The 15,307-nt window shown below is 71.6% G+C and carries 13 protein-coding genes; 6 read left to right on the forward strand and 7 right to left on the reverse strand.

The features are described from left to right. The first annotated feature begins 18 nt into the window (after nucleotides 1-18). From ASD35_RS08720 to ASD35_RS08730, 3 genes are all read left to right on the forward strand, one after another. Nucleotides 19-1,098, forward strand: a complete 1,080-nt coding sequence (locus tag ASD35_RS08720) for an alpha/beta hydrolase (RefSeq protein ID WP_056874453.1) — start codon at nucleotides 19-21, stop codon at nucleotides 1,096-1,098. A 60-nt stretch (nucleotides 1,099-1,158) separates the two neighbouring features. After that, complete coding sequence (locus ASD35_RS08725) at nucleotides 1,159-1,746, forward strand: NAD(P)H-dependent oxidoreductase (protein WP_056874454.1); 588 nt, start codon at nucleotides 1,159-1,161, stop codon at nucleotides 1,744-1,746. Nucleotides 1,747-1,827: 81 nt separating this feature from the next. Then, the gene (locus ASD35_RS08730; RefSeq protein WP_056874455.1) at nucleotides 1,828-4,035 is read left to right on the forward strand and encodes a molybdopterin-dependent oxidoreductase; all 2,208 of its coding nucleotides are present in this window, start codon (nucleotides 1,828-1,830) and stop codon (nucleotides 4,033-4,035) included. Here the strand turns inward: ASD35_RS08730 and ASD35_RS08735 are convergent. Together ASD35_RS08735 and ASD35_RS08740 are read right to left on the reverse strand one after the other, a co-directional pair. Continuing rightward, nucleotides 4,022-4,786, reverse strand: coding sequence for a LytTR family DNA-binding domain-containing protein (locus ASD35_RS08735; protein ID WP_056874456.1), 765 nt, complete (start codon nucleotides 4,784-4,786; stop codon nucleotides 4,022-4,024). The genes ASD35_RS08730 and ASD35_RS08735 overlap by 14 nt on opposite strands. Continuing rightward, nucleotides 4,783-5,937, reverse strand: coding sequence for a sensor histidine kinase (locus ASD35_RS08740; protein WP_056874457.1), 1,155 nt, complete (start codon nucleotides 5,935-5,937; stop codon nucleotides 4,783-4,785). The genes ASD35_RS08735 and ASD35_RS08740 overlap by 4 nt, the downstream gene beginning before the upstream one ends. A gap of 244 nt (nucleotides 5,938-6,181) precedes the next feature. Between ASD35_RS08740 and ASD35_RS08745 the strand changes: the two genes are divergently transcribed. From ASD35_RS08745 to ASD35_RS08755, 3 genes are read left to right on the forward strand one after another with little or no spacing between them, the layout of a single operon-like run. Further along, the gene (locus tag ASD35_RS08745) at nucleotides 6,182-7,498 is read left to right on the forward strand and encodes an HD domain-containing phosphohydrolase (protein ID WP_056874458.1); all 1,317 of its coding nucleotides are present in this window, start codon (nucleotides 6,182-6,184) and stop codon (nucleotides 7,496-7,498) included. Then, on the forward strand, nucleotides 7,495-8,058 hold the full coding sequence (locus tag ASD35_RS08750) for a response regulator (RefSeq protein WP_056874459.1): 564 nt from the start codon (nucleotides 7,495-7,497) through the stop codon (nucleotides 8,056-8,058). The genes ASD35_RS08745 and ASD35_RS08750 overlap by 4 nt, the downstream gene beginning before the upstream one ends. Next, nucleotides 8,055-10,145 (forward strand): ATP-binding protein, encoded by a 2,091-nt coding sequence (locus tag ASD35_RS08755; RefSeq protein ID WP_056874460.1) that lies wholly within the window; start codon nucleotides 8,055-8,057, stop codon nucleotides 10,143-10,145. The genes ASD35_RS08750 and ASD35_RS08755 overlap by 4 nt, the downstream gene beginning before the upstream one ends. Nucleotides 10,146-10,196: 51 nt before the next feature. Here the strand turns inward: ASD35_RS08755 and ASD35_RS08760 are convergent, their stop codons facing one another. From ASD35_RS08760 to ASD35_RS08780, 5 genes are all read right to left on the reverse strand, one after another. Beyond that, nucleotides 10,197-10,547: a hypothetical protein gene (locus tag ASD35_RS08760; protein WP_056874461.1), complete on the reverse strand. Its 351-nt coding sequence runs from the start codon at nucleotides 10,545-10,547 to the stop codon at nucleotides 10,197-10,199. 146 nt (nucleotides 10,548-10,693) lie between these two features. Then, the gene (locus ASD35_RS08765; protein ID WP_056874462.1) at nucleotides 10,694-11,287 is read right to left on the reverse strand and encodes a hypothetical protein; all 594 of its coding nucleotides are present in this window, start codon (nucleotides 11,285-11,287) and stop codon (nucleotides 10,694-10,696) included. A gap of 115 nt (nucleotides 11,288-11,402) precedes the next feature. Next, the gene (locus ASD35_RS08770) at nucleotides 11,403-12,029 is read right to left on the reverse strand and encodes a response regulator transcription factor (protein WP_200956014.1); all 627 of its coding nucleotides are present in this window, start codon (nucleotides 12,027-12,029) and stop codon (nucleotides 11,403-11,405) included. After that, nucleotides 12,022-13,923: a sensor histidine kinase gene (locus tag ASD35_RS08775; RefSeq protein ID WP_056874464.1), complete on the reverse strand. Its 1,902-nt coding sequence runs from the start codon at nucleotides 13,921-13,923 to the stop codon at nucleotides 12,022-12,024. Before ASD35_RS08775 ends, ASD35_RS08770 begins: the two co-directional genes overlap by 8 nt. A 71-nt stretch (nucleotides 13,924-13,994) precedes the next feature. Then, a complete protein-coding gene (locus ASD35_RS08780; protein WP_056874465.1) occupies nucleotides 13,995-15,257 on the reverse strand; it encodes an SMP-30/gluconolactonase/LRE family protein in 1,263 nt (420 codons plus the stop codon). Nucleotides 15,258-15,307: the final 50 nt, after the last annotated feature.

Genomic DNA, 15,307 nt, shown 5'->3' on the forward strand with positions numbered 1-15,307 from the left:
GGCGTGCATGATCCGCCCATGCCCTCCCCTCATCTGCTCCGCAGCGCCGGCCGCCTCGCCGTCGATGCCACCACCGGCGTCACCGACCTCGTCGAGGCGATGCATGCCGAGATCGCGCGGCTGCCGCTGACGGCCTCGCGCGAGCGCACGTCCGGCATCACCGGCCTCGTCTACCGCAGCGTGCGTGGCGTGACGCGGCTCGTCGGCGGCGGGCTCGACATCGCGCTCGGCGCGCTGACGCCGCTGCTCGGCGCGGCGGCGCCCGAGCGCGCGAACGCCGCGCTGGCCGCGCTCAACGGCGTGCTCGGCGACTATCTGGAAGCGACCACTAACCCGCTGGCCACGCGCATGAGCCTGCAGCCCCTGGTGGACGGCGCGACCGGCCCGCCACTCGTGCTGCTGCACGGCCTGTGCATGAACGAGGCGCAATGGCGGCGCGACGGCGCGGACTTCCCGGCGGCGCTCGCGGCGCTGGGCTACCAGCCGCTGGGCCTGCGCTACAACAGCGGCCGCGCGATCTGGCGCAACGGTGCCGAGCTGGCCGAGCTGCTGGACGGCGTGCCCGGCCCGCTGACGCTGCTGGGGCACAGCATGGGCGGCCTGGTCGCGCGCAGTGCCATCGCGCAGGCCGGGCGCCGGCGCTGGCCCAAACGGCTGGAACGGTTGATCACGCTGGGCACACCCCACCTCGGCGCGCCGCTGGAGCGCGGCGGCCAGCAGGTGCAGCGGCTGCTCGCCGCCAGCGCCTACTCGCGGCCGCTGGCCGCGCTGGCCGCGCGGCGCAGCGCCGGCATCCGCGACCTGCGCCACGGCAGCCTGCTCGAAGCCGACGACGGCGCGGCCAGCCGCATCCCGCTGCCCGCGGGCGTGGCCAGCTATGCCGTGGCGGCCACGACGGCCAGGAAGCCCAGCGGCCCGCCGGCACGCTGGCTGGGCGACGGCCTGGTGCCGGTGGCCAGCGCCCTCGGCCAGCACCGCGAGGCCGCGCGGCGCCTGGCCTTCACGGATACCGCCGTCTTCACCGGCCTCGGCCATCTCGCGTTGCAGACCGATGCGGCCGTGCTGCGGCAGCTGCAGGACTGGCTGGCGCGAGCTTGACCGGCATCAAGCGCCGGCCTGCCGCCCGGCGCCACCATGGCAGGTCTCCAAGGAGCCGCCATGCCCGAACGCATCGCCCTCATCCAGGCCCACCCCGACCCCGCCGGCGGCCATCTCTGCCATGCGCTGGCCCGGGCCTATGCGGACGGCGCGCTGCGCGCCGGCCGTGAGGTGCGCGTCATCGACGTCGCCCAGCTCGACTTCCCGCTGCTGCGCTCGCAGAAGGACTGGCTGGAGGGCGAAGTGCCGGCGTCGCTCCGGCCCGCCCAGGAGACGCTGCGCTGGGCCCAGCACCTGGTGTTCTTCTTCCCGCTGTGGCTGGGCGACATGCCGGCGCTGCTGAAGGGCTTCCTGGAGCAGATCGCGCGGCGCGGCTTCGCCTTCGAGCCGGTCGAGGGCAACCCGCTGGGCCGCAAGCTGCTGACCGGCCGCTCGGCGCGCGTCATCGTCACGATGGGCATGCCGGCCCAGGTCTACCGCTGGTACTTCCGCGCGCACAGCGTCAAGTCCCTGGAGCGCAACATCCTCGGCTTCGTCGGCATCGGGCCCATCCACGAGACGTTGATCGGCGGCGTCGACGGCCTCGGCGAGGCGGGCGTGCGGCGCTGGCTGGACGAGATGGCCGAGCGGGGCGCCGCCGGCGGCTGACCCCCGTCGCCTGCGCGACGGGCGCGCCCCGCACCGCGACGCTAAGCTGGCCGTTTCCCCAAGAAGCGCCAGGAGACCGCCATGCCCGTCGAATCCCACTACCGCATCTGCCCGCTGTGCGAGGCCTGCTGCGGCCTGGAGGTCAAGACCGAGGGCGCCAAGGTCGTCGGCATCCGCGGCGCGGACAACGACGTCTTCAGCCGCGGCTACCTGTGCCCCAAGGGCGTGTCGCTGAAGGACTTGCATGAGGACCCGGACCGCCTGCGCACGCCGCTGATCAAGCGCGACGGCCGCTTCGTGCCGGCGAGCTGGGACGAAGCCTTTGCCGAGATCGAGCGCCGCCTGCTGCCGGTCTGGCGCGAACAGGGGCCGGACGCGGTGGCGCTGACCATCGGCAACCCGGCCGCGCACAAGGTCAACCTGCTGGCCTACACGCCGCGCCTGGTGCGGGCGCTGGGCAGCCGCAACGTCTTCAGCGCCTCGACGCTGGACCAGATGCCCAAGCAGCTCAGCGCCGGGCTGATGTTCGGCCACTGGCTGTCCATCCCGCTGCCGGACATCGAGCGCTGCGACTACCTGCTGATGCTGGGCGCCAACCCCATGGTCAGCAACGGCAGCCTGTGGACGGTGCCCGACTACCGCGGCAAGGCCAAGGCCATGCGCGCGCGCGGCGGGCGCATCGTCGTCGTCGACCCGCGCCGCAGCGAAACGGCCGCCGTGGCCGACGAGCATTTGCCCATCCGCCCCGGCGGCGACGCGCTGCTGCTGCTGGGCATCGCGCACACGCTGTTCGACGAAGGCCTGGTCAAGCTGGGTCGCCTGGCCGAGCATGTCAACGGGCTGGACGAGGCGCGCGCCGCCGTGGCGCCGTTCGCGCCCGAGGTCACTGCCGCCGGCTGCGGCATCCCGGCCGACGCGCAGCGCCGCATCGCCCGCGAGCTGGCCGCCGCGCCGCGCGCCGCGGTCTACGGCCGCATCGGCACCTGCACGACGCGCTTCGGCACGGTGAACTCCTGGCTGGTGGACCTGCTCAACGTGCTGACCGGCAACCTCGACCGCGAGGGCGGCGCGATGTTCGCAAAGGCCGCGGCGTTCGCGGCCAACACGCAGGGCAGGCCCGGCAGCGGCAAGGGCATCACCACCGGCCGCCGCAAGAGCCGCGTCTCCGGCGCGCCCGAGGTCTTCGGCGAGCTGCCGATCACGGTGATGGCCGAGGAGATGGAGACCGCTGGCGAAGGGCAGATCAAGGCGCTGATCACGGTGGCCAGCAACCCGGTGCTGTCCGCGCCCGGCGGGCCGCGCATCGCCCAGGCGCTCGAAGGGCTGGACTTCATGCTCAGCCTGGACATCTACATCAACGAGACCAGCCGCCATGCCGACGTCATCCTGCCCGGGCTGTCGCCGCTGGAGGACCTGCACTTCGACGTCGCCTTCCCGCAGCTCAGCCACCGCAACCATGCGCGCTTCTCGGGGCCCGTGTTCGACGCGCCGGCCGGCACGCCGCAGGAGTGGCAGACCATCCTGCGCCTGTGCGCGTTGCTGGAAGGGCGCGGGCTCAACGTCGACGTGCAGCAGCTCGACGACGAGGCGATCGAGTCCGACGTGAAGCGCTTCGCCGGCGACAACGCGCCCGCCGTGCTGGCCGCGCTGCGGCCGTGGCGCGGCCCCGAGCGCCTCATCGACCTGCAGCTGCGCGTCGGGCCCTATGGCGACCAGTTCGGCCGCAAGCCCGACGGCCTCAACCTGGCCAAGGTCAAGGCGGCCAGCACCGTAGAGGCCGGCGGCATCGACCTGGGCGCGTTGACCGCCCGCATCCCCGAGGTGCTGCGCACGCCCAGCGGCAAGATCGAGCTGGCGCCGCCGTCCATCGTGGCCGACCTGGCGGCCATCCAGGTGGAGGCCGCGCCCGCCTTCAGCCTCATCGGCCGGCGCGACGTGCGCTCGGGCAACAGCTGGATGCACAACCTGCCCCTGCTCGCCAAGGGGCCGGAGCGCTGCACGCTGCTGGTGAACCCCGGCGACGCCGAACGCCTCGGTCTGGCGGAGTTCGCGCGGGTGCGCAGTGCCGCGGGCGAGCTGGTGGCGCGCGTCGAGCGCAGCGCCGACATGAGCGCCGGCGTCGTCAGCCTGCCGCATGGCTGGGGCCACGACCTGGACGGCGTGCAACTGGGCGTCGCCCGCGAGCGGCCCGGCGTCAACATGAACGCGCTGCTGGACGATGCGGCGCGCGACCCGCTGAGCGGCAATGCGGTGCTCAGCGGCGTGGCGGTGCAGATCACTGCGGCTTGAACAGGCCCTGGAAAGGCCGCGACACCGGCAGCGTGTCCGCCGAGCCGCGCAGGCGCAGCAGCATGCCGCCGTCGTCGTCCCGCACGGCGGTAGCGATCTGCGCAGCGGCCACCACGACGGAGCGATGCACCTGCTGAAAGCGCGCGGGGTCCAGCTGCGCCAGCAGGTCCTTCAGCGGCGTGCGCAGCAGGGCGTCGCGCTGCTGACCGGCCTCGACGTAGACGACACGCGTATAGCGGCTGTCGGACTCGAAGTAGAGGACGTCGGCCATGCGGATCAGCCTCACCTCCTTGCCTACGCCGGCCTGCAGCGTGTCGGGCCAGGCGGGGCGGCGCTGCCCGTCGCCGAGCCGGGCCAGCAGGCGCTGCAGCGCGTCGCCGTCCACGGCCGGGCGCTGCAGGCGCTCGCGCAGCCGCGTCACCGCCTGGGCCAGGCGCTGCGCGTCCAGCGGCTTGACGAGGTAGTCCACCGCGCCGGCATCGAAGGCCTGCAGCGCGTGGTCGCCATAGGCGGTGACGAACACGACCGGGCAGCGGCCGGCGATGCGCCGCGCCACGTCGATGCCGGAGAGGCCCGGCATGCGGATGTCCAGGAAGCAGGCATCAGGCTCGTGGGCCAGCCACTGGTCCCAGGCGTCGGCGCCGTGCTCGGCCTGCGCGACGATGCGCGCCGCGGGCCAGGCCTGGGCCAGAACCTCGGCCAGTTGCTCGCGGGGCGCGGGTTCGTCGTCGGCGATCAGCAGTCGGGTCATGGCGTGATGGTGATTTCGGCGCGCGTGCCGCCCTCGTCACGGCGCCGCAGCGTGAAGTGGGCATGCGGTCCGAAATGGTGCCGCAGACGCTGGCGCAGGTTGGCCAGGCCCACATCGTCCTCCGCGCCGTCGGCCAGGCCCAGACCGTCGTCGTCCACGCGCAGCCACCAGCGGCCGTCGGCCTCGCGCGCGCCGGTCACCCAGAGGCGGCCGCCGCCGATCTTGGGTTCCAGCCCGTGCTCGACGGCGTTCTCCACCAGTGTCAACAGCAGGCCCGGTGGCAGCGGCTCGGGCGCCAGGTCCGGCGCAATGTCGACCTCCCCCTGCGCCCGCCCTTCCAACCGGGCGTCCAGGATGGCCAGGTAGTGGCGCACCGCCTTCACTTCGTCGGCCAGCGGTACGGTCGCGCGGCCCAGCATCTCGGTGCTGCGCCGCAGGAAGCCGGACAGCTCGCGCAGCAGCGGGCCGGCGCGCTCGTCGCGGCGGTCCACCCAGTGTTGCAGCGTGGCCAGCGTGTTGAAGACGAAGTGCGGGTGCACCTGCGCCTGCAGCAGCCGCAGGTCGGCCTCGGCGGCGGCGCGGGCGGCAGCGTCGCGCTCGGCCACCAGTTGCAGGCGGGCGAGTTGACGTTGGCGAGCCCCATGGCCAACGCGCCCGACGAAGCCCATCACCAGCACCATCCCGATGAAGAAGGGCATCGTCGACATGAACACCGCCAGCAGGGCGCCCGGTTCGCGCGCGAGCTCGACGCCACCGAGTAGTCCTCCATGAGTCAGCAGGGTCGCCAGTGCGCCCACCGCCGCCCCCACCACGCAGCTGGTGACGGTGCCGCGCCAGGTCTGCTTCTGCGGCGTCAGCCAGACACCCAGCAGCGCAAAGGTCACAGCCACCCAGGCCAGGGCCGCGATGCCGAACGCCGCACCCCAGCCCGCGCCACGGCCGTGCAGCCATGCCGCCGCGCCGACCAGCACCAGCCACCAACCCGCCCAGGCTCCGAGGCCGCGGCGCGAATAGAGGTAGATGTCGGCGAGCTCGACACGCTCGCGCAGCAGCGGGTCATCGCGCCCGAAGCGTTCGTAGTACGGCAGGGCCCAACGGTAGTAGCGCTGCTGCAAGGCATTGCCATGGGCGAGGGGGTTGGATGTGTCCATGACCGGCACTCTAGGTCGCAGGGATCGCAGCGCGCGCGCCCAGCGGGCGAATCGCTGGAGGCGCCGCACGAAACGCGGCAAGCGGCGCATGAGCCCCGCCCAAAGGCGGAAGTCACAGCGGTGTGAATCGGTAACAGTCGGCGCCGGCTTTCCGAGAAAAACTCGACAACCGCCAGCGCCCGGGCTGCCTAAACTCGCTTCCAAGCGGACGCATCCCCCCGTGCGTCCGGCTGCGGGAGACCCGATGAGTGCAGAAGACACCGAACCGCCCGTCGTCCTTTTCGTGGACGACGAGCCCTCCATCCTGAGTTCGCTGCGGCGGCTTTTTCGCCCGCAGGGCTACCGCGTGTTGCTCGCGGACAGCGGCAAGGCGGCGCTGGCCATGCTGGAGACGGAGCCGGTCGACCTGGTCGTCTCGGACATGCGCATGCCGGAAATGGACGGTGCGGCGCTGCTGGAGAAGGTGCGCGAGCGCTGGCCCACGGTCGGCCGCGTGCTGTTGACGGGTTATGCCGACATCGGCTCGACCGTCGCGGCCATCAACCGCGGCCAGATCCACCGCTACATCGCCAAGCCCTGGGACGACCGCGAGCTGCTGATGTGCGTGCACGACGGCCTGGAGCGCCGCCGGCTGGAGAAGGAAAACCGCGCGCTGCTGGAGCTCACGCGCACGCAGAACGAGGAGCTGCAGTCGCTCAACACCGACCTGGCCGCGCGCGTGAAGGCGCGCACCAGCGAGCTGGAGCAGGTCAACGCGATGCTGGAGACCTCGTTCTCGCAACTGCAGGAGAACTTCCTGCTCTCCATCAACGTGTTCTCCGGTCTCATCGAGCTGCGCGGCGGCGGCCTGGCCGGCTATTCGCGCCAGGTGGCCGACCTGGCCAAGCGCACCGCGCGCCGCCTCAACGTCGGCCCGGCGATGGAGGAGGACATCTACGTCGCCGGCCTGCTGCACGAGGTCGGCAAGATCGGCTTCCCCGACGCCATGCTGCGCAAGCCGCTGTCGGCCATGGCCAGCGACGAGCTGGCGCTGTACCGCCGCCACACGCTCAACGGCGAGGCCGCGCTGCTGCCGCTGGGCCGGCTGCAGCGCGTCGCGCGGCTGGTGCGTTCGCACCATGAGCGCATCGACGGCAAGGGCTTCCCCGACGCACTGAGCGGCGAGGAGGTACCGCTGGGCGCGCAGATCCTCAGCGTGGCGAGCGACTACTACGCGGCGCAGTCGGGCCGCATGTCGCTCAAGCGCTATTCGGCGGCGGAGGCGCATTCGCTGATCCTCGGTGGCGCGGGCTCGCGCTACGAGCGCAGCGTCGTCGAGGCCTTCGAGCTGGCGCTGCAGGACGAGCCCATCGACAAGCCGCTGGACCGCGAACTGGCGGCCCATGAAGTCATGCCCGGCATGGTGCTGTCGCGCGACCTGCTGTCGCCGCAGGGCACGCTGTTGCTGGCCGCCGGCTACGTGTTCGACGCCCGCGTCGTGCGGCAATTGCGCGAGTTCTCCGGCCGCGAGGGCGTGAAGCTCAATATCTTCGTGAAGCTGCCGGAAGGGGGCTCGAAATGAGCGAACGCATCCTGCTCGTCGATGACGAGCCCTCCATCCTCAGTGCGCTGCAGCGACTGCTGCGCAACGGGCTGAAGAACGCCGCCGGCGAGCGCTATACCGTGGAGAGCTTCACCGACGCGGCGTCCGCGCTGCAGCGCGCGCAGGAGTGCAGCTTCGCGCTGGCCATTTCCGACCAACGCATGCCGGGCATGACGGGCGTGGAGTTCCTGAGCCTGCTGCGCGTCATGCAGCCCGATTGCGGCCGCATCGTGCTGTCGGGCTATGCCGACCTGAACGCACTGGTGGCGGCCATCAACGAGGCCGAGATCGCGCGCTTCATCTCCAAGCCCTGGGCCGACTTCGACCTGCTCAGCGCCGTGCGCCAGGTGCTGCACATCCGCGAGCTGACGATGGAGAACGAGCGCCTGGCCGACCAGGTGCGCCAGCAGATGGGCGTGCTCAGCGCGCAGGAGGCGGAGCTGCGCCGCCTGGAGCGCCTGGAGCCCGGCATCACCCACGTCAAGTGGGGCAGCGACGGCTCCTTCATCCTCGAGGACCCGGGCGAGGTGAACCTGTGAGCGCGGCCGCCATCACGGACGACTTCCGCCTGGCGCTGCATGCGGTCAGCGCGCCGACGCTGGTGCACGATGCCGAGCACATCCTGATGGCCAACACGGCCATGCAGCGGCTGCTGGGCTACGACCTGCCGGCGCTGCAGGAAATGGCGCCACACGGCTGGGCGGCGGCCGAGTTCAGCGAAGAACTCCAGCGCTACAGCCTGCGCTGCCTGGCCGAGCAAGGCGAGATGCCGGCCATCGAGATCGAGGCCGAGACCGGCAGCGGCTCGCGGCGCGTGCTGGAAGTGAAGGCCCAGCACGTCATGCTGGGCGGCCAGCCCTGCGCGGTGCTGACGGCGCAGGACCTCAGCGACATCCGCCACGTGCAGACCAGCCTGCTGGATGTCGGCCGCGTGCTCTACCAGATCCTGGAGAACAACCCGGTGCCCACGCTGGTGATCGACAAGTCGCACCGGGTGACGCACTGGAACGCGTCGTGCGCGCAGCTCACCGGTCGCGACGCCTCCGACATGATGGGGCGCGACGACACCTGGCGCGCCTTCTACACCGAGGCCAGGCCGCTGCTGGCCGACCTGATCGTCGACCGCTCCGTCGAGCAGCACAAGGAGCGCCTGTACGGCGGCCAGTGCCATGCGTCGCCGAACATCGCCGACGCCTACGAGGTGGAGGGCTTCTTCCCGGCCTTCGGCAACGGCGGGCGCTGGCTGTACTTCACGGCCGCGCCGCTGGTCGACAGCCAGGGCGAGATCGTGGGCGCCATCGAGACGCTGCAGGACATCACCCGCCGCAAGCAGGCCGAGGACGAGCTGCGCCGCCACCGCAACGAGCTCGAGAACATGATCGCCGACCGCACGGCGGAGCTGCTCAGCACGCACCACGAGCTGGAGGCTTTCCTCGAGAACGCGTCGGTGGGCATCATCGCGACCGCGCACCGGCGCGTTCAGCGCGGCAACAAGAAGTTCGTCGAGATGTTCGAGCTCGGCGACGTCTCGCCGCATGGCCTGCCGACGCGCACCTTCTTCAAGAGCGACGAGGACTACGACCTGCTCAGCACGATGGCCGCCGACGTGCTGTCTCAAGGCGGCTCGCTGCTGCACGAAATGGAAGTGCGCACGCTGGCCGGCAACCTGCTGTGGGTGCAGATCATTGCCTACGTCGCCAACCCGGCCGAGCCGACGGCCGGCACCTGGTGGCTGCTGCAGGACCGCACCGAGGTGCGCCGCGTGCAGAGCGAGCTGGAGCTGAACTACGAACGCATCAAGCAGACCAACAGCCGGCTGGAGGAGGCGCAGAACCAGCTGCTGCAGTCCGAAAAGATGGCCTCCATCGGCCAACTGGCCGCGGGCGTCGCGCACGAGATCAACAACCCCATCGGCTTCGTCAGCTCCAACCTGGGCTCGCTGCGCGGCTATGTCGAGCCGATCTTCGGCCTGCTGGCGCTGCTCAAGGATGTGCCGCGCGACGACCTGCCGGCCGGGCTGCGCGACGAACTGGTGCGACTGGACAAGGCGGTGGACCTGGACTTCGTGCAGGAAGACCTGCCGCAGCTGCTCGACGAAAGCGAGGACGGGCTGCTGCGGGTCAAGAAGATCGTGCAGGACCTGAAGGACTTCTCGCGCGTCGACCATGCCGACTGGCAGGATGCCGACATCAATGCCGGCCTGGACTCGACGCTCAACGTCGTCATGAACGAGGTCAAGTACAAGGCCGAGGTGCGCAAGGACTATGCGCTGCTGCCGCCGGTGCGCTGCATCGCGGCGCAGCTCAACCAGGTCTTCATGAACCTGATCGTCAATGCCGCGCATGCCATCCCCGAGCGCGGCATGATCACGCTGGCCACGCGCGCCGAGAACGACTGGGTCTGCGTCGAGATCACGGACACCGGCTGCGGCATGAGCGACGAGGTCAAGCGGCGCATCTTCGAGCCCTTCTACACGACCAAGCCGGTCGGCCAGGGCACGGGGCTGGGCTTGTCGCTGTCCTTCTCCATCGTGCAGAAGCACGGCGGGCGCATCGAGGTGGAATCCGAGCCCGGCGTGGGCACGCGCTTCAAGGTCTGGATCCCGATTCAGCCGCCGCACGGCTGAACCGACCCCTCATGAGGCAGGCCGGCCCCGCAGCCGGCCTGACCCAACGGCTCAACGCACGCGGTCGGTTTCCAGCGCGATGCGATCGACGGTGCCGTCGCCGTTGCGGTACAGGCGCACGCGGCGCAGGCCGTCGGGGCTGACGAGCAGCTCGGCGTTCTCGGCGCGCCAGGCTTCCAGCGGGTTCTCGTCCAGGCTCACGCCCAGGCGGCGCACGCCGACATGCACCTTCAGCGTACGGCCGTCGTCCAGCAGGTATTCGCCTTGCGCGGCGCGCAGCTGCAGGCGCTCGGCCGCCGCGGGCACGGTGGGTTCCTGGGCACTCGCGGGCGCCGTCAGCGTCATCGTTGCGAGCAGAGCGGCCGACAGGGTGAGCGGGCTCAGGTGGGTCCAGGTCTTCATGGTGAGGTACTCCTTAGGTTCCCCGAGGCCAGTCGCCTCGGCAGAACTCTTAGTGCAAACCCCATGCCAGGTTGAAACACCTTGAATTTCCGCAAAACCTGACCGCCCTGCGCCACGACGGCGCCGGATTGCGCCGGTTTAGGGAGTCATGCCTCGCGATGGCGCCGCCGGGCCGCGGCGGCCCCCACCAGGGCAACAAGGGCCAGGCCGGCGGATTCGGGCTCCGGCAGGTTGTTGACGACGACGTTGTCCAGCGACACGTAGCCGAAGCCGCGCCCACCGGTGATGCTGACGCTCAGCACGTCCTCGCCGATGACGACGGTCGTGTAGCTGCGATCCAGCAATGCCTGCTGGCTGCCGCTCCCGCCGGCCGCCAACACATAGGACACGGTCACGAGGCTGCCGACATCCACGTCCGGCACGTACCAGCTCTGGCCCAGGTCGAGCCGGTCGAGGTAGAAGGCGCCGCCGCCGACGGCGGAGATGGCCAGCGGGTCCTGGCTGTACAGCAGCGAGGGCGTGCCGTTGTACGCGCCGGGCAGCGGGTCGCCGTTGAGGGCCTGCGGCGGCCGGTCGTCGACGCCCATGCAATTCGTGCAGGTCACCGCGAAGTTGAAGCCGTCCGCCTGGATGAGGCTCATCGAATAGTCGTAGCGCGGCATGTAGCCGTCGAACGTGACGATGGCCGCCGTGGCGGGGGCCATGGCGGTGGCGAGCAGCAGGGCGGCGAGGGTTCTCATGGGGTCTCCAACGTTGTTCTAGTTGCAACGGTGGATGCTGCCAGCGCCCGGTGACAGTGCCTGCCGCGGCCCCCCGTATTTGCGGGGCTGCGGTTCATGGGGTCGGTGGATGAACTCAGCGACCGGCGATCAGCGTGGCGACCTCGGCGGCCGAGCGCACGCCCAGTTTGGCGAAGACGCGCGCGCGATGGACCTCGACGGTACGGACGGACACGTGCAGTTCGTCGGCAATGATCTTGTTGAGCTTGCCGGCGGCCACGCGCGTCATCACCTCGCGCTCGCGGTCGGTCAGGCTGGCCAGGCGCGCGGCGCGCTCGGCCGCCTGGGCGCCCTCGGCCTGCATGGCAGCGTCTACGGCCAGCGCCTGCGCGATGCGGTCGGCCAGCGCGTTGTCGCTGTAGGGCTTCTCGAGGAAATCGAAGGCGCCTTTCTTCAGCGCCTCGACGACCATCGGGATGTCGCCATGGCCGGTCAGGAACAGCACCGGGTTCTTCAGCCGCCGCGCCAGCAGCTCGTCGTGCAGCCGCGTGCCGCTCATGGGCTCCATGCGCACATCGAGCAGGAACACGCCGCGGGGCGGGCCGCTGCGCGGGCCCTCCACGTCCAGCATGTCCAGCAGCGCCGGGCCGCTGGCGAAGGCGCGCACGTCCAGCCCGCGCGAGCGCATCAGGAAGGCGAGCGCGTCGCGCACGCCAGGGTCGTCGTCGACGAGGTGGACGGTGCCCATCCGTGGTTCAGCCATGCACGCTCTCCCGGCTCAAAGGAAGACTGAAAGAGAACAGCGCCCCGCCGCTGGCCGTGTCGCTGGCGTCGAGGATGCCCTGGTGGGCCTCGACGATGGAGCGGCAGATGGCCAGCCCCATTCCCATGCCCTCGGCCTTGGTGGAATAGAACGGCGCGCAGAGCTGCTCGATGCGCCGGCCCTGCAGGCCGGGGCCGTTGTCGCTGACGTCGATGCGCACGAAGTCGCCGGCGAGGCGGCTGCCGACGGCGATGCGCCGGCCGCCCTCGCGTGCCAGCAGCGCGTCCGCGGCATTGCGCACCAGGTTGATGACGACCTGCTCGATCAGCACGGCGTCGGCCAGCACCGGCGGCACCTGCGGCGACAGCGCCAACTCCAGCGCGATGCCGCGGCGTTGCAGGTCGCGCTTGAGCAGGTCCAGCGCGGCGCTGATGACCTCGTTGAGGTCGCAGGGCTCGTGGCGCGGCTCGCGGCGGGTCAGGAACTCGCGGATGCGCGCGACGATGCGGCCGGCATGCGCCGCCTGCTGGCCCAGGCGCTGCAGTGCGCCGAGCACGAGCTCGTCCTGCACGCCCAGCTTGGCCAGCGAGTTGGTCACGCCGGCGCCGTAGCTGGCGATGGCCGTCAGCGGCTGGTTCAGCTCGTGCGCCAGCGTGGACGCGACCTCGCCCAGCATGGTCAGCCGCGCGTTGTGGGCCAGCGTCTCGACCTGGCGGCGCTCGCGCTCCTCCAGCTGCTTGCGCTCGGTGATGTCGATGATGCTGCCCATCCAGCCGATCTGGCGGCCGCCGGCATCCACCAGCGGCGACTCGAAGACCATCACATCCAGCAGGCGGCCGGAGCTGTGCCGCCAGCGCGCCTCGAAGCCCTCGCGCGGCGCGTGGCCGGCAAGGTTGCGGCGGTTGCGCTCGGTCAGCTCGTCGAGCGCGTCGGGCGGCCAGTAGGGCATGGGCGGCAGCAGGCCGACCAGCTGCTCCGCGGCCAGCCCGACCATGTCGCAGAAGGTGCGGTTCACGTAGAGCAGCCGGCCATCGAAATCGCGCGCGCGCAGCGCGACGAGGGCCGAGTCCTCCATCGCGCGCCGCCAGGCGGCCTCGGTGCGGCCGGTCACCTCGGCGCGCTGCACCTGGCGCATCTGGCGGCGCAGCAGCCAGCTCGCCACGGCGATCAGCGGCAGGAAGCCCGCCACCAGCACCAGCGCCAGCGGCCGCACGCCATCGGGCACCGGCTCGCGCAACGTCAGCTCCAGCGCCGCGTCGGCCAGCGTCGCCTCGGTCAGCGGGCTGGCGCGCAGCGGGCCCGGCAGCGCGATGCGGTAGCTGGGCCGCGGCCCCTGGGCGGCCCGCAGTGGCGAGTCGGTGCTGGAGGCGATGACCTGGTCGGCGCTGTCGACCAGCTGCACGTCGTACTTGCGCGCCAGCCACCAGGGCACGCCGCGCTTGAGCAGCAGCGCCGGGGCATAGCGCACGACGAGCACGCCATCGGGCGCGACCCGCGCGGTCAGGTGCAGCGACAGCCCGTCCTCATAGCGGTTGGCGCCGGCCTGCTCGGGCACCTCGGCCAGCACGCGGTTGCGCGCGTCCAGCCAGGTGACGGACAGCCACAGCCGGCGCAGCCCCGCGTTGACCTCCGGATGGGCCGCCAACACCGCCGAGCTGGGCGTCTGGCCGGCCAGGCCTGCGGCGAGCTGGCGCAGGTAGGTCTGCTCATCGTCGATGCGCGCACGCAGCTGCACCTCGGCGCTGAGCGCGTCGGAGATCAGCGTCTGGCGCTGCAGCTCCTGCTCCTCTACGCCGTTGGCCCGCACCCAGGCCAGCACGCCGCCCACGAAGATCAGCGACAGCACCAGCGGTGCCAGCCACAGGCTTCGGGAAAGGATTTCGCGCGGCTTCATGAGGGCAGTCTATGGATTGGCGGGCCGGGGCCGCCTGTGGAATACCACAAGCCGCCGGGCGCAACCGCCGCTCAATCCGTACCGGCCCGTGGTGCGACCCGCAACGGCACCGCCACGATCGCCGGCGCACGCGGCGGCGGGGCGCGGCTGTCGTCGATGCGGCCGGCGGGCAACCAGTAGCCGACGTAGGAGTTGGCCAGCACATGCAGCGCGCCATCGACGACGACGCCGGTGGTCGGCTCCGCGAAGTCCGGGTGGTGGTGCGACTGCAGCACCGTGGCCGCGACGATGCGCGTGCCGCCGTCGGCCAGCGCGAGCCGCAGCACGCGGCCGGGGTTGACGGTGTTCTGCACGCCGACGAGATCGCCGTCGGCCCAGTACAGCCCGTCGATGCCGCCGCTGACCACGTCGTCAGGCTGCGGCAGACGGGTGGGCTCGCCGCCCGGCAGGCTCACGCGCAGGATGCCGGTGCTTGCGGTGACGTAGGCGGCGCTGCCGTCGGGCGCGACGGCGACGCCGTTGGCGCCACGGAAGGCACCGTCGGCATCGACGCGCCGCGCACTGCCGTCGCCGCCCACCCGCCACAGGTTGCCGGCCATCGAATCGGTGACGAGCAGGCTGCCGTCGGGCGCGAACGCGAGGTCGTTCAGCTGGCGCGCCTCCGGCACGGCCACGCGCAGCAGCCGCCGGCTGTCGGCGAGCGACCAGCACACCACCGCATTGCGGCGCTGCGCCTGCGCGCTGTCCTCGAAGCCGTTGGTGCTGACGGCGCAGAGCCGGTCGCGCTTGGCGTCGACGGCCAGCCCGAGCACTGCGTCCAGCGCGTCGGCCGCGGTCGACAGCGGGCGCGTTCGGCCTTGGCCGTCCACCGCCAGCACGCGCCGCTCGGCGATGCTGCCGAGGTAGTGGGTGCGGCGCCTGGCGTCGTAGGCGATGCCTTCAGGAATCAGGCGCGCGCTGCCCGCCGGCAGGCGCAGCACCACCGGCGCGTCGGGCGTGCGGGGCGTCTCTGCCAGCAACTGCGCTTGCACCTCGCGAAAGCCCGGCTCGTCCTGCAGCGTGTCGAAGCCCATGTCGGCCAGCGGCACCAGGCCCAGCCGGCGGCCCAGCAGCCGGCGCAGCGTGGCGACGGCACCGGCACGGTCGCCGGCCTGCGCCTGCGTCATCGCTTCGTAATGGACCAGCAGGCCGTCGCCGGGGCGCTGCTGCTGCAGCGCGCGGATGCGGGCCAGCTGCGCCTCAGCCTGGGGGCCGGGTTGGGCCGGGGCGGCGACGGCCACTGCGAGGAGCAGGGCGGCGACTGCGGCGGGGCCGCGCAGGCTGCGGATCGACATGCGCGCAGTCTAGAGCTCAGGTGTGGAACTCCACATGGCGCGCGCCGCCC

It is taken from the genome of Pelomonas sp. Root1444, from assembly GCF_001426885.1.
Classification (GTDB): Bacteria; Pseudomonadota; Gammaproteobacteria; order Burkholderiales; family Burkholderiaceae_C; genus Pelomonas.

Coding starts and splice junctions, on each gene's coding strand:
- ASD35_RS08720 (WP_056874453.1), top strand. CDS start 19: ATGCCCTCCCCTCATCTGCTCCGCAGCGCCGGCCGCCTCGCCGTCGAT.
- ASD35_RS08725 (WP_056874454.1), top strand. CDS start 1,159: ATGCCCGAACGCATCGCCCTCATCCAGGCCCACCCCGACCCCGCCGGC.
- ASD35_RS08730 (WP_056874455.1), top strand. CDS start 1,828: ATGCCCGTCGAATCCCACTACCGCATCTGCCCGCTGTGCGAGGCCTGC.
- ASD35_RS08735 (WP_056874456.1), bottom strand. CDS start 4,786: ATGACCCGACTGCTGATCGCCGACGACGAACCCGCGCCCCGCGAGCAA.
- ASD35_RS08740 (WP_056874457.1), bottom strand. CDS start 5,937: ATGGACACATCCAACCCCCTCGCCCATGGCAATGCCTTGCAGCAGCGC.
- ASD35_RS08745 (WP_056874458.1), top strand. CDS start 6,182: ATGAGTGCAGAAGACACCGAACCGCCCGTCGTCCTTTTCGTGGACGAC.
- ASD35_RS08750 (WP_056874459.1), top strand. CDS start 7,495: ATGAGCGAACGCATCCTGCTCGTCGATGACGAGCCCTCCATCCTCAGT.
- ASD35_RS08760 (WP_056874461.1), bottom strand. CDS start 10,547: ATGAAGACCTGGACCCACCTGAGCCCGCTCACCCTGTCGGCCGCTCTG.
- ASD35_RS08765 (WP_056874462.1), bottom strand. CDS start 11,287: ATGAGAACCCTCGCCGCCCTGCTGCTCGCCACCGCCATGGCCCCCGCC.
- ASD35_RS08770 (WP_200956014.1), bottom strand. CDS start 12,029: ATGGCTGAACCACGGATGGGCACCGTCCACCTCGTCGACGACGACCCT.
- ASD35_RS08775 (WP_056874464.1), bottom strand. CDS start 13,923: ATGAAGCCGCGCGAAATCCTTTCCCGAAGCCTGTGGCTGGCACCGCTG.
- ASD35_RS08780 (WP_056874465.1), bottom strand. CDS start 15,257: ATGTCGATCCGCAGCCTGCGCGGCCCCGCCGCAGTCGCCGCCCTGCTC.